This window comes from Streptomyces cinnamoneus, from assembly GCF_002939475.1.
GTDB classification, from domain to species: Bacteria; Actinomycetota; Actinomycetes; order Streptomycetales; family Streptomycetaceae; genus Streptomyces; species Streptomyces cinnamoneus_A.
Window position 1 is genome coordinate 3277531 of record NZ_PKFQ01000001.1, and the last position, 21702, is coordinate 3299232.

General features: G+C 66.7%; 10 protein-coding genes and 4 rRNA genes. 5 read left to right on the forward strand and 9 right to left on the reverse strand.

The genetic code is table 11. The features are described from left to right. Window positions 1-261 precede the first annotated feature (261 nt). Window positions 262-1785: ribosomal RNA gene (locus CYQ11_RS14180) — 16S ribosomal RNA — on the reverse strand. 734 nt (window positions 1786-2519) lie between these two features. Between CYQ11_RS14180 and trpS the strand changes: the two genes are divergently transcribed. Further along, a complete protein-coding gene (trpS, locus tag CYQ11_RS14190) occupies window positions 2520-3524 on the forward strand; it encodes a tryptophan--tRNA ligase (protein WP_099197536.1) in 1005 nt (334 codons plus the stop codon). A gap of 153 nt (window positions 3525-3677) precedes the next feature. On the opposite strand, the gene CYQ11_RS14195 is transcribed toward trpS, so the two are convergent. After that, on the reverse strand, window positions 3678-4670 hold the full coding sequence (locus CYQ11_RS14195; protein ID WP_099200910.1) for a GlxA family transcriptional regulator: 993 nt from the start codon (window positions 4668-4670) through the stop codon (window positions 3678-3680). 115 nt (window positions 4671-4785) lie between these two features. On the opposite strand from CYQ11_RS14195, the gene CYQ11_RS14200 reads away from it, so the two are divergent. Further along, entirely contained in the window at window positions 4786-5463 is a 678-nt protein-coding gene (locus CYQ11_RS14200) for a cysteine hydrolase family protein (protein ID WP_099200909.1), read from the forward strand. 23 nt (window positions 5464-5486) lie between these two features. On the opposite strand, the gene proC is transcribed toward CYQ11_RS14200, so the two are convergent. After that, a complete protein-coding gene (proC, locus tag CYQ11_RS14205; RefSeq protein ID WP_099200908.1) occupies window positions 5487-6296 on the reverse strand; it encodes a pyrroline-5-carboxylate reductase in 810 nt (269 codons plus the stop codon). A 591-nt stretch (window positions 6297-6887) separates the two neighbouring features. Here proC and CYQ11_RS14210 point away from each other — a divergent pair. After that, entirely contained in the window at window positions 6888-8180 is a 1293-nt protein-coding gene (locus tag CYQ11_RS14210) for a SulP family inorganic anion transporter (protein WP_099200907.1), read from the forward strand. A 64-nt stretch (window positions 8181-8244) separates the two neighbouring features. Here CYQ11_RS14210 and rrf read toward each other — a convergent pair. From rrf to CYQ11_RS14235, 4 genes are all read right to left on the reverse strand, one after another. Next, window positions 8245-8361, reverse strand: a 5S ribosomal RNA gene (rrf, locus tag CYQ11_RS14215). 74 nt (window positions 8362-8435) lie between these two features. Next, a 23S ribosomal RNA gene (locus tag CYQ11_RS14220) occupies window positions 8436-11559 on the reverse strand. Between the two features lie 282 nt (window positions 11560-11841). Further along, window positions 11842-13365, reverse strand: a 16S ribosomal RNA gene (locus CYQ11_RS14225). The 16S, 23S and 5S rRNA genes sit together here, the layout of an rRNA operon. Window positions 13366-14014: 649 nt before the next feature. Then, window positions 14015-14563, reverse strand: a complete 549-nt coding sequence (locus tag CYQ11_RS14235; RefSeq protein ID WP_099200180.1) for a MarR family winged helix-turn-helix transcriptional regulator — start codon at window positions 14561-14563, stop codon at window positions 14015-14017. A 106-nt stretch (window positions 14564-14669) separates the two neighbouring features. Here CYQ11_RS14235 and CYQ11_RS14240 point away from each other — a divergent pair, with 106 nt between their 5' ends. Beyond that, the gene (locus tag CYQ11_RS14240; RefSeq protein WP_099200178.1) at window positions 14670-16037 is read left to right on the forward strand and encodes an MFS transporter; all 1368 of its coding nucleotides are present in this window, start codon (window positions 14670-14672) and stop codon (window positions 16035-16037) included. Between the two features lie 50 nt (window positions 16038-16087). Here the strand turns inward: CYQ11_RS14240 and CYQ11_RS14245 are convergent, their stop codons facing one another. Together CYQ11_RS14245 and CYQ11_RS14250 are read right to left on the reverse strand one after the other, a co-directional pair. Next, on the reverse strand, window positions 16088-17836 hold the full coding sequence (locus CYQ11_RS14245) for an ATP-binding SpoIIE family protein phosphatase (protein ID WP_099200176.1): 1749 nt from the start codon (window positions 17834-17836) through the stop codon (window positions 16088-16090). 265 nt (window positions 17837-18101) lie between these two features. Further along, entirely contained in the window at window positions 18102-19427 is a 1326-nt protein-coding gene (locus tag CYQ11_RS14250) for an NAD(P)/FAD-dependent oxidoreductase (RefSeq protein ID WP_099200267.1), read from the reverse strand. A 762-nt stretch (window positions 19428-20189) separates the two neighbouring features. On the opposite strand from CYQ11_RS14250, the gene CYQ11_RS14255 reads away from it, so the two are divergent. Then, a complete protein-coding gene (locus CYQ11_RS14255; protein WP_099200175.1) occupies window positions 20190-20933 on the forward strand; it encodes a TetR/AcrR family transcriptional regulator in 744 nt (247 codons plus the stop codon). Window positions 20934-21702 lie beyond the last annotated feature (769 nt).

A 21702-nucleotide genomic window follows, 5' to 3' on the forward strand; every position in this document is an offset into this window, starting at 1 on the left:
GCAGTTCTCAAGCAACGACCAGCCACCCATCACCCCACCACCGAAGCAGTGAGTGCACTGGGGCCGGCATCGCGAAGGTTCGAAACTTACGTTCCGTACCCTCAGATACCCAACAGCGTGCCCGACCCAGCCCCTCAGAAATTTCACGTTCCACGCCGAAGCAGTACTAGTGAACCCTCAAGAACTGTGCCGAATAGTCAACGTTCCACCCATGAGCAACCGTGCAAGACATTCGCTTGCAGTCGGCTATGTGCTCCTTAGAAAGGAGGTGATCCAGCCGCACCTTCCGGTACGGCTACCTTGTTACGACTTCGTCCCAATCGCCAGTCCCACCTTCGACGGCTCCCTCCACAAGGGTTGGGCCACCGGCTTCGGGTGTTACCGACTTTCGTGACGTGACGGGCGGTGTGTACAAGGCCCGGGAACGTATTCACCGCAGCAATGCTGATCTGCGATTACTAGCAACTCCAACTTCATGGGGTCGAGTTGCAGACCCCAATCCGAACTGAGACCGGCTTTTTGAGATTCGCTCCACCTCGCGGTATCGCAGCTCATTGTACCGGCCATTGTAGCACGTGTGCAGCCCAAGACATAAGGGGCATGATGACTTGACGTCGTCCCCACCTTCCTCCGAGTTGACCCCGGCAGTCTCCTGTGAGTCCCCATCACCCCGAAGGGCATGCTGGCAACACAGAACAAGGGTTGCGCTCGTTGCGGGACTTAACCCAACATCTCACGACACGAGCTGACGACAGCCATGCACCACCTGTACACCGACCACAAGGGGGCGACCATCTCTGGCCGTTTCCGGTGTATGTCAAGCCTTGGTAAGGTTCTTCGCGTTGCGTCGAATTAAGCCACATGCTCCGCTGCTTGTGCGGGCCCCCGTCAATTCCTTTGAGTTTTAGCCTTGCGGCCGTACTCCCCAGGCGGGGAACTTAATGCGTTAGCTGCGGCACGGACGACGTGGAATGTCGCCCACACCTAGTTCCCAACGTTTACGGCGTGGACTACCAGGGTATCTAATCCTGTTCGCTCCCCACGCTTTCGCTCCTCAGCGTCAGTATCGGCCCAGAGATCCGCCTTCGCCACCGGTGTTCCTCCTGATATCTGCGCATTTCACCGCTACACCAGGAATTCCGATCTCCCCTACCGAACTCTAGCCTGCCCGTATCGAATGCAGACCCGGGGTTAAGCCCCGGGCTTTCACAGCCGACGCAACAAGCCGCCTACGAGCTCTTTACGCCCAATAATTCCGGACAACGCTTGCGCCCTACGTATTACCGCGGCTGCTGGCACGTAGTTAGCCGGCGCTTCTTCTGCAGGTACCGTCACTTTCGCTTCGTCCCTGCTGAAAGAGGTTTACAACCCGAAGGCCGTCATCCCTCACGCGGCGTCGCTGCATCAGGCTTTCGCCCATTGTGCAATATTCCCCACTGCTGCCTCCCGTAGGAGTCTGGGCCGTGTCTCAGTCCCAGTGTGGCCGGTCGCCCTCTCAGGCCGGCTACCCGTCGTCGCCTTGGTAGGCCATCACCCCACCAACAAGCTGATAGGCCGCGGGCTCATCCTGCACCGCCGGAGCTTTCCACCACCAACCATGCGGTCAGCGGTCGTATCCGGTATTAGACCCCGTTTCCAGGGCTTGTCCCAGAGTGCAGGGCAGATTGCCCACGTGTTACTCACCCGTTCGCCACTAATCCACCCCGAAGGGCTTCATCGTTCGACTTGCATGTGTTAAGCACGCCGCCAGCGTTCGTCCTGAGCCAGGATCAAACTCTCCGTGAATGTTTACCCGTAATCGGGTCGACACCACGAGAGCGGAACAACCAGGCGGAATAAGCCCGGTCGTTCACAGCGTCCTCGCTGTGTGTGCCTACCCGATCCATACGGACCCGGCAGGACTTTTAAAGGAACCTCATCCATCGAGATGGACGGGGTGTCAACATATCTGGCGTTGACTTTTGGCACGCTGTTGAGTTCTCAAGGAACGGACGCTTCCTTTGTACTCACCCTCTCGGGCTTTCCTCCGGGCGCTTCCCTTCGTTGTTCCCAACCTTACCAGATCCGTTTTCCGTTCCGTTTCCGGTTCGCATTCCGTTTCCGGCCCCCTGTTGGAGCGGGGTTTTTCGCGCCTTCCGGCGTGATCACTACTTTAGCGGATTTCCCTCGTGACTCCTAATCGAGTCCCGGTCCGAATTTCGGCATGCCGAAATTCATCCCGTTCAAGGGCCGTGCAGTAGTGGACGCCGCCGGTGCGGCTCGAAGTGCCGCCCCGGCAACCCCTGCGGGCGCCGCGGCAACTCGAAGAACTCTACACGCTCGCGTAAGCGCCATCAAACCCGTGGCGCAAGGGGGTTTCGCGGGCTACCGTCGTCCTGTGACCAAGCATGCGCGCACCCAGCAGTGGTGGGCCGCCTGACGGGCGGCCCGAGACCTGCGCATGCATCCGACGGCCGCCGCCTAGGCGGCCGTTTCTGCTGTCCGGGCGGTGGTCCCACTCCCCAGGAGCGGCAGCACCCATGACCCGGATCTTCAGCGGCGTGAAGCCCACCGGCCATCTGACCCTCGGCAACCACCTCGGCGCCGTGCGCCAGTGGGTCGAGACCGACCAGCACCGCGGGGACGCCATCTTCTGCGTCGTCGACCTCCACGCGTTGACCGTCGAACACGACCCCGCCCGCGTCCGCAGGCTCAGCCGGCAGGCGGCGACGCTGCTCCTGGCGGCCGGGCTCGACCCGGAGCGCTGCACTCTGTTCGTACAGAGCCACGTGGACGAGCACACCCGTCTGGCGTACATCCTCGAGTGCACGGCCACCGACGGCGAGATGCGACGGATGATCCAGTACAAGGAGAAGGCCGCTCGGGAACGTGCCGTCGGCGGCGGCGTCCGGCTGTCACTGCTGACCTATCCGGTGCTGATGGCGGCGGACATCCTCGCCTATGGGGCCGACGAGGTACCCGTGGGTGAGGACCAGGCGCAGCACGTGGAGCTGACCCGGGATCTGGCCGCGCGCTTCAACCAGCGGTACGGGCACACGTTCACCGTGCCGCGGGCCGTGCTCCCGACGGTGGCGGCGCGGGTCATGGACCTTCAGGACCCCACGTCGAAGATGGGCAAGTCGCACGCGGAGACGTCCGGCATCGTCTATCTCCTCGACGAGGCCGAGGTCGTGCGCAAGAAGATCATGCGTGCGGTGACCGACAGCGGCAGTGAGGTCGTCTACGACCGGGAGGCGCAGCCGGGGGTCGCGAACCTCCTGGAGATCCTGGCGGCATGCCGGGGTGACGCCTGCAAGCCCGCGGATCTGGCGGCCAACTACAGCTCGTACGGCGCGTTGAAGAAGGACACGGCTGACGCCGTCGTGGAGCTGTTGCGTCCGGTGCGGGAGCGACATGCGGAGCTGTGTGCCGATCCCGGTCATGTGGACGAGGTGCTGCGGGCCGGAGCCGAGCGTGCGCGGGGGCTCGCGCGGCCGACGGTCGACGACGCGTACCGGGCCATCGGTCTGCTGCCAGCTGTGTGACGGCGAAGAGCGGGGTCGAAGGAACGGGGGCGAAGGAAGGGGCCGAGGCCGAAGCACGCGGCCGAAGGCACGGGCGGGGGTCCGAGGGCAGTCGTCCTGGCGTCCTCCCCTCCGCGCCACGGCTATCCGGTTATCCGGAGACCGCCCCCGCCGTCATCCCGCCGCGCGGAAGGCACGGCGGTAGTCGCGGGGACTGGTGGCCAGGCGCGCGGCGAAGTGCTGGCGCATGGTCACCTCGCTGCCGAAGCCGCAGCGGCGGGCGATCTCGGGCATGGGCAGGCCTGTGCGTTCGAGGAGCTGCTGTGCCGCGGCGACGCGCTGGTCGAGGAGCCACTGGATGGGGGTGGTGCCCGTGCTCGCGGTGAAGTGGCGGGCGAAGGAGCGCGGCGACATGCCGGCCCAGCCGGCCAGGTCCGCGACGGTCAGCGGTTCGGCCAGCCGGCGGAGCGCCCGTTCCCGTACGGACGCCAGCGCGTCGGAGGCGTCGCGTTCGGCGATCGTGGAGGCGGGTGCCGGGTGCTCGATGAACTGTGCCTGTGTGCCGGTGCGGAAGGGGGCGGTGACCATGGCCCGCGCGATGGTCGACGCCGCCTCCGCGCCGTGGACGGTGCGGACCAGGTGGAGGCAGAGGTCGATGCCCGCGGCGACGCCGGCCGCCGTCCAGACGCCGCCGTCCTCGACGAAGAGCGCGTCCGGGACGACGTCGACGGCGGGATGGGTGGCGGACAGCAGCGTCGTGAGGTTCCAGTGCGTGACCGCGCGACGCCCGTCGAGCAGTCCGGCCTGGGCGAGGACGAAGGCGCCTCCGCACAGCGCGGCGACGGGGATGCCCGCGTCGTGCGCGTCACGCAGGGCGTCCCGTACGGGCGGTGGTACGGGCGCGAGGTGGTCCTCGACACCGGGGACGACCACCAGGTCCGCGGTGGCCGGCCAGTCCAGGTCCCGGTCCGGTGTGAGGGTCAGTCCACCCGGCATCTCCACGGGCGCGCGGCCGGGGGCGCAGCGGCGCAGCTCGAAGGGCGGGCCGCCGCGGTCGGTTCGGTCGACGCCCCAGACCTCCGCGATGACGGCGACGTCGAAGGCCCGTATGCCGGGGAAGGCGACCAGGGCCACGCGCTGCGGGGGCGGCTGCTCGGGTGACTGCATGACCGCCATGGTGCACGGCCTCATGACGGGCGGTACCAGTGCCTGGCAGCAATCCATCGAACGCGGGCTCTCCTGCCACTGTCGGGGGCCGTGCCCCTCCAGCAGGATCTTGGACATGAACACCGCAGAGAACAGCTCGCAGAACACCGCAGAGAACAGCGCGGAGAACGCAGAGGCCGGTGCGGAGAGCACCGCGCCGTCCGCTCCCCGCACGCTCGTCGGCGACATCGCACCGGACGCCGCCCTCCTCGTCATCGACGTGCAGAAGGCGTGGCACGACCCGTCCTTCCCGCCCCGCGACAACCCCGCCGCCGAGGACAACATGGCGCAGCTGATCGACGCCTGGCAGGAGACGGGCCGGCCGGTCGTCTTCGTACGGCACGACTCGCCCAAGGCGGATTCGCCGCTGCGGCCGGGGCAGGAGGGGAACGATTTCCAGCCGTTCGTTGAGCAGCGGCGGGGCAAGGGCACGGGCCCCGAGCTGCTGCTGACGAAGACGGTGAACTCGGCCTTCATCGGCACCCCGGACCTGCGCGACTGGCTGGACGGGGCCGGCATACGGCAGATCGTCGTGGTCGGCGTGATGACGAACTGGTGCGTGGAGACGACGGCCCGGATGGGCGGCAACCTCGGCTATGACGTGGTCGTGCCGATCGACGCGACGCACACCTTCGACGCGGTCGGGCCGGACGGGCACTCCCTCACGGCCGACGAGCTGGCGCGGGCGACCGCGACCAACCTCCACGCCGGGGGCTTCGCGAAGGTGGTGCGGACGGCGGATCTGCTGGGCTGACCCGCCGTGTCCGCCGGTCGTTCTCAGCCATGTCCGGAGGCCAGCTCGCGGCTGCGGTCGCGGGCCGCCTCCAGGGCGGCGATGAGGGCGTGACGGACGCCGTGCTTCTCGAGCTCGCGGATCGCGTTGATCGTCGTACCGGCCGGGGAGGTGACGGCCTCCCGGAGCTTGACCGGGTGCTCCCCGCTGTCGCGGAGCATGACGGCGGCGCCGATGGCGGCCTGGACGATGAGGTCGTGGGCCTTGTCGCGGGGCAGGCCGAGCAGGATGCCCGCGTCGGTCATGGCCTCGACGAGGTAGTAGAAGTACGCCGGGCCGGAGCCGGAGAGGGCGGTGGCCGCGTCCTGCTGCGACTCCGGGACGCGCAGGGTCTTCCCGACCGGCTTGAAGATCGCCTCCGTGCGCAGGAGGTGCTCCTCGGTGGCATGGCTGCCGGCGGAGATGACGGACATGCCCTCGTCGACGAGGACGGGGGTGTTCGGCATGACGCGCACGACGGGCGTACCGGCCGGGAGCCGCTCCTCGAAGAGGGTGGTCGGGACGCCGGCCGCGGCGCTGATGACGAGCCGGTCGGCCGGCAGGTGGGGGGCGAGCTCGTCGAGGAGCGTCGTCATGTCCTGGGGCTTGACGGCCAGGATGAGGGTGTCGGCGGCCTTGGCGGCCTCGGTGTTGGACACGACCTCGACGCCGTAGCGGGCGCGGAGCGCCTCGGCGCGCTCGGCGCGGCGGGCGGTGCACATGAGGGCGTCGGTCGACCAGCCGGCGCGGATCATGCCGCTGAGGAGGGCCTCGCCGATCTTTCCGGTGCCGAGGACGGCGACTTTCTGGGCCACGGGGCTCACCTTTTCGCTGTGCTGGGCTTGCGCTGGGCTTCAGCAGGGGCAGGGGACGGGACTCATGGGGACCACGCGGCGACGGCGGCACGCGGAGGCCCGTTGTGCGGGCCATCTTCGCATTCCGTGCCGGACGGCAGGGCCTCTTGTCCACAGCTCGGAAAGCTGGTGCTCGCCGGCACGCGGGGGCGCCTCGGCTCGAACGCCCGCGCGGGCGTCCGCCGGGGTGACCGGAACCGTGTGCTCCTCCCGGCCGCCCCCGCGTTTACATGGTGGTTACAGATCAACTCGGCAAACATCCGCGCCACTTGGCCAGAATATGGTCGAGTGATGAACGGCTCGGTGCCGGAGGGAGGGGCGGCGATCAGCCGTACCCGGATTCGTGCCGGCGTCCACGCCGATGCCCGGCCACAGCGCCGTGCCCACCCAGCGTCCGTGTCCACTTCCGTCCGTACCGGCTGACCGCGCAAGGCACGTGGCCCGTCCGGGCAGACCCGATCCGCCCGCCCGTTCTCCACTCACCTGTCAGGCAACGATCCTCGATCCTCGTCGTATCGCTGCGCGCGCCCCGCCGCGCTGGAGGCCAGCCTCATGCCGAAAAGTCCTTTCCGCCACGCCCGGTCCCTTGGCAACGTTGTCGCCCGCGTCGACCTGCGGGCCAACCTCCGGAACACCCTGCGACACGCCCACGCGGCCGACTTCGCCGCCGCACTCGTCGTCTTCTTCATAGCGGTGCCCCTGTCCGTCGGCGTCGCCGTCGCCACCGGCACGCCGGTCGAACTCGGGCTGGTCGCGGGCATCGTCGGCGGGTTCCTCACCGGCCTGCTGCCGGGCAGCAGCCTGCGGGTCACCGGCCCGGCGGCCGGACTGACCCTGCTGGTGCACGAGACCGTGCGGGAGTACGGACTCAAGGGGCTCGCCGTCCTCGTGCTCGCCACCGTCCTGATCCAGACGGCGACGGGCCTGCTGCGCATGGGCCGCTGGTTCCGGTCGGTCGCCGTCGCGGTGGCGAAGGGCGTGCTCCTCGGCATCGGACTGCTGTTGTTCGTCGGCCAGTTGTACGGGCTCCTCGACGCGGACGCGCACGGGACCGCGGGACTGGGCGCCGGCCTGGGCGCGGACTGGGCTCCGGGCATGACCGTGGACATGGGTGCGGGCGTGGACGTGAACGTGGTCGCGGGCGCCAACACCCCCGCCGGCGGCCTCGAGAAGCTGGGCGGCCTGGTCACGATGTTCATCCTCGCGCTCACTTCGCCGGTCGCGATCGCCACGTACACGGTGGTCGCCGGTGCCGCGGCGGCGGTGGCCCTCTGGCCCCGCTGGACGGCCGGCGCCCGGCTGGTGCCGGCACCGCTGGCGGCGGTCGCCCTGGCCGCGGCCGGTTCGTACGTGCTGGGGCTGCCGGTCGACCGGGTCCGCGTCGGGGGACTGCTCGACATGGTCAGGCCACCGGGCGACGACGACTTCGAGCGGCTGGGGGAACTCGGAACGCTGGGGGCGGTGCTGGCCTTCGCTCTGGTCGCCTCAGCGGATTCGCTGTTCCGGGGTGGCGTCGCGTCGCGTGGGCAACGCCCCGCGGTGGACCGTTCCCTGTGGCCGTTGCACGCGGCATGGCTGCTCGTCTTCGCCACGCTGCTGCCGTGGGTCCTGGATTTCGTCCCGCTGGCGGCGCTGGCGGGTGTGCTCGCCCACGCCGGGTGGAAGTCACTTCCGCGAAACGAACCGGGACCGCTGTGGCCGGACCACCGGGGTGACGTCGCCGTGCTGATGGCGACGGCCGCGGCCGTCGCGGTGACGAACCTCTTCGAGGGTGTCGTCATCGGGCTGTTGACGGCCGTCGTGAAAACGGCCTGGGAGGGGACGCAGAGGCGTGTACGCCCGTGAGGGCCTGTAAACGCAAGAAAGCCCTGGCGGGAACATGGTTCCCACCAGGGCTTTCTGAATAATTGTTCGGCGGCGTCCTACTCTCCCACAGGGTCCCCCCTGCAGTACCATCGGCGCTGAAAGGCTTAGCTTCCGGGTTCGGAATGTAACCGGGCGTTTCCCTAACGCTATGACCACCGAAACACTATGAAGTTAACCAACCCGGCAAAATCACAGGTCGTTACTTCAGAACCTACACAGTGGACGCGAGCAACTGAGGACAAGCCCTCGGCCTATTAGTACCAGTCAGCTCCAACCGTTACCGGTCTTCCACACCTGGCCTATCAACCCAGTCGTCTACTGGGAGCCTTACCCCATCAAGTGGGTGGGAGTCCTCATCTCGAAGCAGGCTTCCCGCTTAGATGCTTTCAGCGGTTATCCCTCCCGAACGTAGCCAACCAGCCATGCCCTTGGCAGGACAACTGGCACACCAGAGGTTCGTCCGTCCCGGTCCTCTCGTACTAGGGACAGCCCTTCTCAAGACTCCTACGCGCACAGCGGATAGGGACCGAACTGTCTCACGACGTTCTAAACCCAGCTCGCGTACCGCTTTAATGGGCGAACAGCCCAACCCTTGGGACCGACTCCAGCCCCAGGATGCGACGAGCCGACATCGAGGTGCCAAACCATCCCGTCGATATGGACTCTTGGGGAAGATCAGCCTGTTATCCCCGGGGTACCTTTTATCCGTTGAGCGACGGCGCTTCCACAAGCCACCGCCGGATCACTAGTCCCGACTTTCGTCCCTGCTCGACCCGTCGGTCTCACAGTCAAGCTCCCTTGTGCACTTACACTCAACACCTGATTGCCAACCAGGCTGAGGGAACCTTTGGGCGCCTCCGTTACCCTTTAGGAGGCAACCGCCCCAGTTAAACTACCCACCAGACACTGTCCCTGATCCGGATCACGGACCCAGGTTAGACATCCAGCACGACCAGAGTGGTATTTCAACGACGACTCCACACACACTGGCGTGCATGCTTCACAGTCTCCCACCTATCCTACACAAGCCGAACCGAACACCAATATCAAGCTATAGTAAAGGTCCCGGGGTCTTTCCGTCCTGCTGCGCGAAACGAGCATCTTTACTCGTAGTGCAATTTCACCGGGCCTATGGTTGAGACAGTCGAGAAGTCGTTACGCCATTCGTGCAGGTCGGAACTTACCCGACAAGGAATTTCGCTACCTTAGGATGGTTATAGTTACCACCGCCGTTTACTGGCGCTTAAGTTCTCAGCTTCGCCCCACCGAAATGGAGCTAACCGGTCCCCTTAACGTTCCAGCACCGGGCAGGCGTCAGTCCGTATACATCGCCTTACGGCTTCGCACGGACCTGTGTTTTTAGTAAACAGTCGCTTCTCGCTGGTCTCTGCGGCCACACCCAGCTCAGGAAGCAAGTTCCCTCACCAGACATGGCCCCCCTTCTCCCGAAGTTACGGGGGCATTTTGCCGAGTTCCTTAACCATAGTTCACCCGAACGCCTCGGTATTCTCTACCTGACCACCTGAGTCGGTTTAGGGTACGGGCCGCCATGAAACTCGCTAGAGGCTTTTCTCGACAGCATAGGATCATCCACTTCACCACAATCGGCTCGGCATCAGGTCTCAGCCTTAATGTGTGACGGATTTGCCTATCACACGGCCTACACCCTTACCCCGGGACTACCACCGCCCGGGCTGGACTACCTTCCTGCGTCACCCCATCGCTTACCTACTACAAGTCTGGTTCGTCGGCTCCACCACTCCCCTTTGTCCGAAGACTCCAGGGCGGCTTCACGGACTTAGCATCGCCTGATTCGATATTGGGCGTTTCAAAGCGGGTACCGGAATATCAACCGGTTGTCCATCGACTACGCCTGTCGGCCTCGCCTTAGGTCCCGACTTACCCTGGGCAGATCAGCTTGACCCAGGAACCCTTAGTCAATCGGCGCACACGTTTCTCACGTGTGTATCGCTACTCATGCCTGCATTCTCACTCGTGAACCGTCCACAACTCGCTTCCGCGGCTGCTTCACCCGGCACACGACGCTCCCCTACCCATCACAGTCCCCGTTGGGGGTACATACTGCAATGACACGACTTCGGCGGTACGCTTGAGCCCCGCTACATTGTCGGCGCGGAATCACTTGACCAGTGAGCTATTACGCACTCTTTCAAGGGTGGCTGCTTCTAAGCCAACCTCCTGGTTGTCTCTGCGACTCCACATCCTTTCCCACTTAGCGTACGCTTAGGGGCCTTAGTCGATGCTCTGGGCTGTTTCCCTCTCGACCATGGAGCTTATCCCCCACAGTCTCACTGCCGCGCTCTCACTTACCGGCATTCGGAGTTTGGCTAAGGTCAGTAACCCGGTAGGGCCCATCGCCTATCCAGTGCTCTACCTCCGGCAAGAAACACACGACGCTGCACCTAAATGCATTTCGGGGAGAACCAGCTATCACGGAGTTTGATTGGCCTTTCACCCCTAACCACAGGTCATCCCCCAGGTTTTCAACCCTGGTGGGTTCGGTCCTCCACGAAGTCTTACCTCCGCTTCAACCTGCCCATGGCTAGATCACTCCGCTTCGGGTCTTGGGCACGCTACTCAAACGCCCTATTCGGACTCGCTTTCGCTACGGCTTCCCCACACGGGTTAACCTCGCAACATACCGCAAACTCGCAGGCTCATTCTTCAAAAGGCACGCAGTCACGACGCACCGAGCAAGCTCGATGCGCGACGCTCCCACGGCTTGTAGGCACACGGTTTCAGGTACTATTTCACTCCGCTCCCGCGGTACTTTTCACCATTCCCTCACGGTACTATCCGCTATCGGTCACCAGGGAATATTTAGGCTTAGCGGGTGGTCCCGCCAGATTCACACGGGATTTCTCGGGCCCCGTGCTACTTGGGTGTCTCTTAAACGAGCCGTCAATGTTTCAGCTACGGGGGTCTTACCCTCTACGCCGGACCTTTCGCATGTCCTTCGCCTACATCAACGGTTTCTGACTCGTCTCACAGCCGGCAGACTATGAAAAAGAGATCCCACAACCCCGCATGCGCAACCCCTGCCGGGTATCACACACATACGGTTTGGCCTCATCCGGTTTCGCTCGCCACTACTCCCGGAATCACGGTTGTTTTCTCTTCCTGCGGGTACTGAGATGTTTCACTTCCCCGCGTTCCCTCCACACTGCCTATGTGTTCAGCAGCGGGTGACAGCCCATGACGACTGCCGGGTTTCCCCATTCGGACACCCCCGGATCAAAGCTCGGTTGACAGCTCCCCGGGGCCTATCGTGGCCTCCCACGTCCTTCATCGGTTCCTGGTGCCAAGGCATCCACCGTGCGCCCTTAAAAACTTGGCCACAGATGCTCGCGTCCACTGTGCAGTTCTCAAGCAACGACCAGCCACCCATCACCCCACCACCGAAGCAGTGAGTGCACTGGGGCCGGCATCGCGAAGGTTCGAAACTTACGTTCCGTACCCTCAGATACCCAACAGCGTGCCCGACCCAGCCCCTCAGAAATTTCACGTTCCACGCCGAAGCAGTACTAGTGAACCCTCAAGAACTGTGCCGAATAGTCAACGTTCCACCCATGAGCAACCGTGCAAGACATTCGCTTGCAGTCGGCTATGTGCTCCTTAGAAAGGAGGTGATCCAGCCGCACCTTCCGGTACGGCTACCTTGTTACGACTTCGTCCCAATCGCCAGTCCCACCTTCGACGGCTCCCTCCACAAGGGTTGGGCCACCGGCTTCGGGTGTTACCGACTTTCGTGACGTGACGGGCGGTGTGTACAAGGCCCGGGAACGTATTCACCGCAGCAATGCTGATCTGCGATTACTAGCAACTCCAACTTCATGGGGTCGAGTTGCAGACCCCAATCCGAACTGAGACCGGCTTTTTGAGATTCGCTCCACCTCGCGGTATCGCAGCTCATTGTACCGGCCATTGTAGCACGTGTGCAGCCCAAGACATAAGGGGCATGATGACTTGACGTCGTCCCCACCTTCCTCCGAGTTGACCCCGGCAGTCTCCTGTGAGTCCCCATCACCCCGAAGGGCATGCTGGCAACACAGAACAAGGGTTGCGCTCGTTGCGGGACTTAACCCAACATCTCACGACACGAGCTGACGACAGCCATGCACCACCTGTACACCGACCACAAGGGGGCGACCATCTCTGGCCGTTTCCGGTGTATGTCAAGCCTTGGTAAGGTTCTTCGCGTTGCGTCGAATTAAGCCACATGCTCCGCTGCTTGTGCGGGCCCCCGTCAATTCCTTTGAGTTTTAGCCTTGCGGCCGTACTCCCCAGGCGGGGAACTTAATGCGTTAGCTGCGGCACGGACGACGTGGAATGTCGCCCACACCTAGTTCCCAACGTTTACGGCGTGGACTACCAGGGTATCTAATCCTGTTCGCTCCCCACGCTTTCGCTCCTCAGCGTCAGTATCGGCCCAGAGATCCGCCTTCGCCACCGGTGTTCCTCCTGATATCTGCGCATTTCACCGCTACACCAGGAATTCCGATCTCCCCTACCGAACTCTAGCCTGCCCGTATCGAATGCAGACCCGGGGTTAAGCCCCGGGCTTTCACATCCGACGCAACAAGCCGCCTACGAGCTCTTTACGCCCAATAATTCCTGACAACGCTTGCGCCCTACGTATTACCGCGGCTGCTGGCACGTAGTTAGCCGGCGCTTCTTCTGCAGGTACCGTCACTTTCGCTTCTTCCCTGCTGAAAGAGGTTTACAACCCGAAGGCCGTCATCCCTCACGCGGCGTCGCTGCATCAGGCTTTCGCCCATTGTGCAATATTCCCCACTGCTGCCTCCCGTAGGAGTCTGGGCCGTGTCTCAGTCCCAGTGTGGCCGGTCGCCCTCTCAGGCCGGCTACCCGTCGTCGCCTTGGTAGGCCATCACCCCACCAACAAGCTGATAGGCCGCGGGCTCATCCTGCACCGCCGGAGCTTTCCACCACCAACCATGCGGTCAGCGGTCGTATCCGGTATTAGACCCCGTTTCCAGGGCTTGTCCCAGAGTGCAGGGCAGATTGCCCACGTGTTACTCACCCGTTCGCCACTAATCCACCCCGAAGGGCTTCATCGTTCGACTTGCATGTGTTAAGCACGCCGCCAGCGTTCGTCCTGAGCCAGGATCAAACTCTCCGTGAATGTTTACCCGTAATCGGGTCGACACCACGAGAGCGGAACAACCAGGCGGAATAAGCCCGGTCGTTCACAGCGTCCTCGCTGTGTGTGCCTACCCGATCCATACGGACCCGGCAGGACTTTTAAAGGAACCTCATCCATCGAGATGGACGGGGTGTCAACATATCTGGCGTTGACTTTTGGCACGCTGTTGAGTTCTCAAGGAACGGACGCTTCCTTTGTACTCACCCTCTCGGGCTTTCCTCCGGGCGCTTCCCTTCGTTGTTTCCAACCTTACCAGATCCGTTTTCCGTTCCGTTTCCGGTTCGGATTCCGTTTCCGGCCCCCTGTTGGAGCGGGGTTTTTCGCGCCTTCCGGCGTGATCACTACTTTAGCGGATTTCCCTCGTGACTCCTAATCGAGTCCCGGTCCGAATTTCGGCATGCCGAAATTCATCCCGTTCAAGGGCCGTGCAGTAGTGGACGCCGCCGGTGCGGCTCGAAGTGCCGTCCTCGAAGCCGTTCGGCCCCGCGACAACTCGGAGAACAGTACGGATCCGGTGGACCCGTGTCAACCCGCGTCAGGAGCGGCTCTCTTGCCGCTCCCGCGCCCCTCCTCCTCTCCTGGCCCCCTCTTCTCAGGGGGATCCTCAGGGGAGTCCTCGGACGAGTCCTCAGTCGAGGTCGCTGAGGCGGCCGCCGGCGTCCGGCTGGGCCTCCTCGACGCGGCGGAGCAGGCGGGTCAGCATCTCGCCGAGCCGGCCGCGCTCGTCGTTCGAGAGGTCCTGGAGCAGCTCCTCCTCGAAGACAGTGGCCATGCGCAGGCCGTCCAGCCACTTCGCCCGGCCCTCTTCCGTGATGCCGACGATGACGCGCACGCGGTTGCTCTCGTCGCGCTCGCGCGTGACCAGGCCCTCCCCGACCATGCGGTCGATGCGGTGGGTCATGGCCGCGGGGGTGAGGCCGAGCCGCTTGGCGAGGTCGCCGGGCCCGAGGGAGTAGGGCTCGCCGGCGAGGACGAGGGCCTTGAGGACCTCCCACTCGGCGTTGCTGATGCCCAGCTCGGCGGTCTGGCGTCCGTACGCGACGTTCATCCGCCGGTTGAGGCGGCTGAGTGCCGAGACCACGCGCTCCACCTGGGGGTCCAGGTCCTGGAACTCGCGCTGGTAGGCGGCGATCTGCTCGTCGAGGCTCGGCTCGGCCGGGCCGGGGGTGTCAGCCATGCCCGGCAGTATGACAGAAATGATTCGCGCTAAAGCCCTTCGGCATGTACTCTTTAGCTTCGAAGTTTAGGTCTGAAGTCTTCAGGTTCGAGTTTGAGGGGTGAGTGTGACCACCGCGATGGGCGCAGCTCTGCGCCGGATCCAGTTGGGCAACGCGTTGAGCGCGTTCGGCAGCGGCTTCACGGTTCCGTTCCTGTTCATCTATGTGGCACAGGTGCGGGACCTCGGCGCGAGCACGGCGGGGATCGTGCTGGCGACGTTCGCCGTGGCCGCGCTCGTCGTGCTGCCCTTCGTCGGACGGATCATCGACCGGCGGGGTCCCCTGCCTGTCGCCGTCGCGGGTACGGTCTGCGCCGCCGTCGGCTCCCTGGGGCTCGGTCTGGCGGGCAGCGAGCCGCTGGTCGTTTGCGCGGCCGCGGCGCTGGGTGCCGGTATAGCGGTGATCCAGCCGTCGCTGGCCACCATGATCGTGTGGTGTTCGACCACGACGACCCGGTCGCGTGCGTTCGCGATGCAGTTCTTTCTGAACAACCTGGGGCTGGGTGTCGGTGGCCTGCTGGGCGGCCAGCTGGTGGACACCTCCGACCCGTCGAGCTTCGTGCGTCTCTTCGCGATCGAGTCGGCGATGTTCCTGGTGCTGGGTGCGACGGTCGCGACCGTGCGGCTGCCGCGTGCGCCCAAGGTCGAGGACGCCGTGCCGACCGACCCCGAGGCCTCCCAGGGCTGGCGGACGCTGCTCGGCGACCGGGCCATGGTGCAGCTGTGTGTGCTGGGCTTCGTGATGTTCTTCGCCTGCTACGGACAGTTCGAGTCGGGCCTGGCGGCTTTCGCCGTCGAGGTCACGAAGATCTCGCCTGCCATGCTCGGTATCGCTCTCGCCGCGAACACGGCCGCGATCGTTCTCGCGCAGTTCCTCGTTCTCAAGCTCGTCGAGCGGCGTCGGCGGTCGCGGGTCATCGCGCTGGTCGGTCTCATATGGACGGCCGCCTGGATCATGGCCGGCGTGTCCGGTCTGGTGCCGGGAGCGCACGGCGTGGCGACCGCGATGCTGATCTCGACGTACGCGCTGTTCGGCATCGGTGAGTCGATGCTGTCGCCGACCATGGCTCCGCTGGTGGCGGACCTGGCGCCGGCGCGGCTGGTGGGTCAGTACAACTCCGCGTTCGCCCTCGTGAAGCAGCTGGCGCTGGCCGTCGGTCCGGCGGCGGGCGGTCTGATGGCCGGTGCGGGGATGTACACCGCGTACATCGCCCTGCTGGTCGGCTGCTCGCTCGCCATCTCCGTCCTCGCCCTGCGCCTGGGCCGCCGGCTCACTCCGGCGCAGGAGAACCCGCTCGTCGTGCGGGAGCTGCAGGCACGGAAGGCCGAGCTGAGCGTGCGTGCCGGTGGCGCGCGGGTCGGCGCGCAGGCCGGGCCGGCGCCGGACGCCACCGAGCCGGTCGTGACCGCGGAGCGGACGCCTGTGGGCGTCTGACCCTCAGGGCGCCTCCTGGCCGGCCGCGGCGTGCCCCGGCTGTGCGTCGCTCACGGGTGTCCCGCGGGCAGGGCGAACTCGCACCACACCGCCTTGCCGCCGCCGGGTGTGCGGCGTGAGCCCCAGGACGAGGCGATGGTGGCGATGATCGAGATGCCGCGTCCGGCCTCGTCGGCCGGTTCGGCGCGGCGGCGGCGCGGGAGATGGTCGTCGCCGTCGGTGACCTCGATGATCAGGCGCCGGTCGGTGCGGCGGAGGCGGAGCCTCATGGGGGGTGTGCCGTGCTGGAGGGAGTTGGCCACCAGTTCGCTCGCGGCCAGCACGCCCAGGTCGCGGAGGTCCGTGGGGAAGCGCCAGCTGGCCAGCACGCCCGACGCGAAGGCGCGGGCGCGGGGCGCGGCCTCGATGCCGCCGAGGAGTTCCAGTGCGGCGTTGTGGAAGAGCTCGGCGTCGTGGCCCGTGCGGGCGGGGTGCTGGAGGACGAGGACGGCCACGTCGTCGTCGTGTTCCTGGGTGACTCCGAGCGCGCGGATCAGCCGGTCGCACATCACCTGGGGTGATCCGGTGGCGCCGGCGAAGGCGCGCTCGAGGGCGGCGACGCCCTCGTCGATGTCCTCGTCGCGCCGCTCGACCAGGCCGTCCGTATAGAGGACGGCGCTCGCGCCGGGGCCGAAGGGCATGCTGCCGGAGGTGTGGAGCCAGCCACCGGTGCCCAGCGGGGGGCCGGTGGGCTCGGCGGCGCGGCGCACGGTGCCGTCCGGGTCGCGGACGAGGATCGGCAGGTGGCCGGCGGAGGCGTAGACGAGGCGGCCCTCGTTGGGGTCGTGGATGGCGTAGACGCAGGTGGCGATCTGGGTGGCGTCGATCTCGGCGGCGAGGCCGTCGAGGAGCTGGAGGACCTCGTGGGGCGGGAGGTCGAGGCGTGCGTAGGCCCGTACGGCCGTGCGGAGCTGGCCCATGACGGCCGCCGCCCGGACGCCGCGGCCCATGACGTCGCCGATGACGAGGGCGGTGCGCCCGGCGCCGAGGGTGATGACGTCGTACCAGTCGCCGCCGACGGCGGTGTCCTTGCCGCCGGGCTGGTAGGTGGCGGCGACGCGCAGGTCGTCGGGTTGTTCGAGTTCCTGGGGCAGGAGGCTGCGCTGGAGAGTGACGGCCGCCTCGCGCTGGCGGCGCTCGCTGGCGCGCAGCCGCTCCGCCGCCTCGACCTGGTCCGTGACGTCGGCCGCGAAGACGAGGACGCCGCGCTGGGCGGCCGTGCTCCCGCCCACTTCGAGCGGTGAGCAGGTGAAGGTGTAGTAGCCGTGGCGGGGGCGGGCGTCGGGGTCCGTCCTGGCCGGGGCGGGGGCACCGGCCGGTGCGGTCAGGGGGACGCGGCGGGACTTGACCGTGCGGGGTCTGCCGCTGCGCAGCACCTGGTCCATCAGGGGCAGCAGGCCCAGTTCGTCGAGCTCGGGGAGGGCCGTGCGGGCGGGGATGCCGGGGGTGCGGGGGCCGAAGAGGGCGGCGTAGGCGTCGTTGACGTAGGCGACGCGATGGTCCGGGCCGTAGAGGACGGCGACGAGGGCCGGCACCTGGCCGAGGATGGCGTGGACGGACAGCGCGTCGAGACTGGGGACGGGGTCCGCGTCAGGGCCGGCGGCGGGGGCGCTCTCGGCGCGCGCGGCGGGCACGGATCCGGTGCCCTGGGCGCCGGTCGTGGCGGGGACCTGCGAGGAGGTCGCGGAGGTGCGGTCGGCGCGCGCCGCCGCGCGGCGCTGCGTTCCGGGGAGCCGGGCGCTCCAGCGGGTGAAGTTCACTGAGGATTACCTCGCGGAGTCGTTCCGGATCAGCTCGGCGACGTGGGACGGCGTGGCCGCGAGCCCGGCTCGGGTCCGCGGTCGGCGGTGCGGGGGCCGGGCCCCGAGGAAGTGCAGCAAACGTCCGAATCCTCATGATTGTTACTCTTCGCAGATACCAGCCCACCCATGGTCACACGTCCAGTGTGGCCGACCGGACTGACATCCGTCAGACGCCGTGCCCTACGGGTGGGTTCCCGTCTCCGCCACGCGCGCGTGACCTGCCTCAACTCGCCTCGGGGTGCCGCCCTGTGCCCGCTGCGAGTTCGAATTCGGCCCGGGGGTTTTCCAGCGAGCCGAGCGAGACGATCTCACGTTTGAACAGGCCGGCGAGGATCCATTCGGCGAGGACCCGGGCCTTGCGGTTGAAGGTGGGCAGCCTGCTGAGGTGGTAGGCGCGGTGCATGAACCAGGCGGGGTACCCCTTGAGCTTGGTGCCGTAGACCTGGGCGACGCCCTTGTGGAGGCCGAGCGAGGCGACGGACCCGACGTACTTGTGCCGGTAGTCCTTGAGGTCCTTGCCCCGGAGGGAGGAGAGCACGTTCTGGGCGAGGACCTTGGTCTGGCGGACGGCGTGCTGGGCGTTGGGTGCGCATTCCCTGCCCGGTTCGGTGGCGGTGAGGTCGGGCACGGCGGCCGCGTCGCCCGCCGCCCACGCGTGGTCGACGCCGTCGACCTTCAGGGCCGTGGTGCACACGAGCCTGCCGCGTCCGTCGAGCGGCAGGTCGGTGGCGGCCAGGACGGGGTGCGGTTTGACGCCGGCGGTCCACACGAGGGTGCGCGTGGGGAGGCGGGAGCCGTCGCTGAGCACGGCGACGCGGTTCTCGCAGGAGTCGAGCCGGGTGCCGAGGCGTACGTCGATGTTGCGGCCGCGCAGCTCCCGGACGGCGTACCGGCCCATGTCCCGGCCGACTTCGGGGAGGATCCGGTCGGTGGCCTCCACCAGGACGAACCTCAGATCGTCGGGGCTGACGTTGTGGTAGTACCGGGCGGCGTAACGGGCCATGTCCTCCAGCTCGCCAAGGGCCTCCACTCCGGCGTAGCCGCCGCCGACGAAGACGAAGGTCAGGGCGGCGTCGCGGACCTCCGGGTCGCGGGTGGAGGAGGCGATGTCCAGCTGTTCCAGGACGTGGTTGCGCAGGCCGATGGCCTCCTCGACCGTCTTGAAGCCGATGCCGTAGTCGGCGAGGCCGGGGATGGGGAGGGTGCGGGAGACGGAGCCGGGGGCGAGGATCAGTTCGTCGTAGGGGACGGTGATCGCGCCGGTGCCCTCCTCCTCGGTGGCGAGGGTCTTGACGGTGGCGGTGCGCTTGGCGTGGTCGATGGCGGTGGCCTCGCCGATGACGACCTCGCACTTGTCCAGGACGCGGCGCAGGGGGACGACGACGTGGCGGGGTGAGATGGAGCCGGCCGCGGCCTCGGGAAGGAACGGCTGGTACGTCATGTAGGGCTCGGGGTCGATGACCACGATCTCGGCCTCGCCGCGCCTGAGCTTCCGCTGGAGACGGAGAGCAGTGAACAAACCGACGTATCCGCCGCCGACGATGAGGATGCGGGGCGGGGTCTCGCGGTCACGGTCCCTGCCCTCGGAGGGCCTTGGCGCCGACTGGGGCGTCTGGGGGGCGGGCTGCTGAGCCTGGGCGGCGGGCGGCTGCGGCTGTGAGCCGGACTGCTGCGGTTGCGTGGTGGGCTTCTGGTGCTCTTCGGTGCGCTTCTGGTGCTGCGTAGTGGGCTTCTGCCGCTCTTCGGTGGGCTTCTGGTGCTGTGAGCCGGACTTCTGCGGCTCGGGCGCGGGTGTTTTCTTCACCCCCTGCTCGCCCCGTTCCTCCTGTTCCCTGCGCTCCTCCCGTGCCGGGTCGTTCACCAAGGCCCCTTCCTCCTCGCGTCTTCGCTCGCGTCCTCGACAGGGCTCGTACGTCGTCGCGCGCCCCGTCCGTCATCGAGCGGTGCCGGTCGGGGTCGGTCGGCGTCGTCAGGTCTCTGGCACACCTTCTTCCCATGACGCCTCGCCCTCAGTGGTTTGTCCACAGGCCCCGCGAAATGTATGACCGGAGTCGGAGCTGATCCCTCCATGCCGAGTGGTTCTTTCTCGGAAGAAGGAGCGCAGGTCAGAGCGGGTGCGAGAAGGTAGTGCGGTGGTGCAGAATCAGAAGAGATCGGGCTTGTACTCCAATCGGGGACAGCCTGTGCGGAGCTACCCTCTTCTTTCTTGACCTGGGCTCAACTATGTTCGTACTCCGTCGGGGTGACGAGACATGCCCCGACAGTCAGGGCGGGGAGTCTCCGGGGGGAGACGTCATAACCGGGGGAACGTATGCACATTCAGGGCTCTCATTGGTCTGCTGCTGTCGCGACGACTGACGGCACGGGTGGCCGTCATACGCCGTTGCGCGTGGATGCACAGCGCAATCTGGAACATGTGCTGCGGGCGGCTCGCGAGGTCTTCGGCGAGCTGGGGTACGGGGCGCCGATGGAGGACGTGGCGCGCCGGGCCCGGGTCGGAGTGGGGACGGTCTACCGGCGGTTCCCGAGCAAGGACGTGCTGGTCCGGCGCATAGCCGAGGAGGAGACCGCGCGGCTGACCGAGCAGGCGCGGACGGCTCTGGGCCAGGAGGACGAGCCGTGGTCGGCGCTGTCGCGCTTCCTGCGCACCTCAGTGGCCTCGGGCGCCGGCAGGCTGCTGCCTCCGCAGGTGCTGCGGGTCGGCGTCGACGTGGAGCCCGAGGACGGCCGTGACCGGCTCCAGGCGCGGGTGCCGCAGCAGCGGCAGCCGGTCGCCGCGGGGCAGCTGCATGAGCTGCGGCTCGTCGAGCAGCGGCCGGCGGCGGTCGAGGAGCGCGACGACGCGGGTGCGGCGGCGCTGCTGGACGTGGTGGGCCGGCTGGTCGAGCGGGCCCGGGCGGCGGGCGAGCTGCGCGCCGACGTGACGGTCGCGGACGTGCTGCTGGTGATAGCGACGGCGGCGCCGTCGCTGCCGGACGCGGCGCAGCAGGCGGCGGCCTCGTCGCGGCTGCTGGACATTCTGCTGGAAGGCCTCCGTTCGCGGCCCGTGGAGTAGCCACCCGGATTTCTCCGGGAAAGATATTTACGGATTACCCGAAAGGGGGTCCCCCGTTCGGCAAGTGTTGCCCGTTCGGGTGACGGAGAGGGTTCCGCCGCGCGAACGGGACCCGGACGAGTGGTTGCCGTTCCTGAAGTGATCCAGGCGCGTTCCTGTGTGCGACGCTGCTCAGTATTCGACTGTGCCGCCGCGTACGGGGAGCCTGCGCTATGGGTGTTGACGGGCGGGAAGAACCGCGTGGGAGCGAGGAGGCGGACGAGCCTCCGCCGATGCACAGAGTGCCCGGCCAAGGGGGCCCGCCTGCTGCGGGTTCCCCGTCGGGCGCCCTGGAGTTGCGGCAAGGGGCGCCCCAGCCGAACGCGGCACGGCCGCGCCTGGGCCGGTGGGAGTCGACGGGCCTGCGCATCCCCGCTCAGGCCGACGGTGACGCGTCGGTCCGTGGTGAAGCCGCAGTAGCCGGCGATCCGGTGGCCTGCGGTGTCGCCGCGGCCGGCGGGGGCGAGGCTCCAGTCGGCGGTGGTGTCCACGCCGGAGCCGCGGCCCAGGCCGGGATCACGGATCGCATCGGGGCGGAGGCCCAGAACGGGACCGGGGCTCAAGGCCGGGTCGGGGCCCTGGACGGGGCCGAGACCCAAGCCAGGGGCGGCGCGCTGGACGGGGCCGAGACTCAAGCCAGGGCCGGTGCGCCGACCGGTGGCGGTGCTCACGGCGGGGGCGGTGCCCAAGCTAAGGGCGGTGCCGGTACTCCCGTAGGGGACGGTGCCCA

Bases quoted from the DNA above. Each gene is read 5' to 3' on its own strand.
- CYQ11_RS14195 (WP_099200910.1), bottom strand. From the start codon at position 4,670: ATGCAGTCACCCGAGCAGCCGCCCCCGCAGCGCGTGGCCCTGGTCGCC.
- CYQ11_RS14200 (WP_099200909.1), top strand. From the start codon at position 4,786: ATGAACACCGCAGAGAACAGCTCGCAGAACACCGCAGAGAACAGCGCG.
- CYQ11_RS14255 (WP_099200175.1), top strand. From the start codon at position 20,190: ATGCACATTCAGGGCTCTCATTGGTCTGCTGCTGTCGCGACGACTGAC.
- CYQ11_RS14235 (WP_099200180.1), bottom strand. From the start codon at position 14,563: ATGGCTGACACCCCCGGCCCGGCCGAGCCGAGCCTCGACGAGCAGATC.
- CYQ11_RS14210 (WP_099200907.1), top strand. From the start codon at position 6,888: ATGCCGAAAAGTCCTTTCCGCCACGCCCGGTCCCTTGGCAACGTTGTC.
- trpS (WP_099197536.1), top strand. From the start codon at position 2,520: ATGACCCGGATCTTCAGCGGCGTGAAGCCCACCGGCCATCTGACCCTC.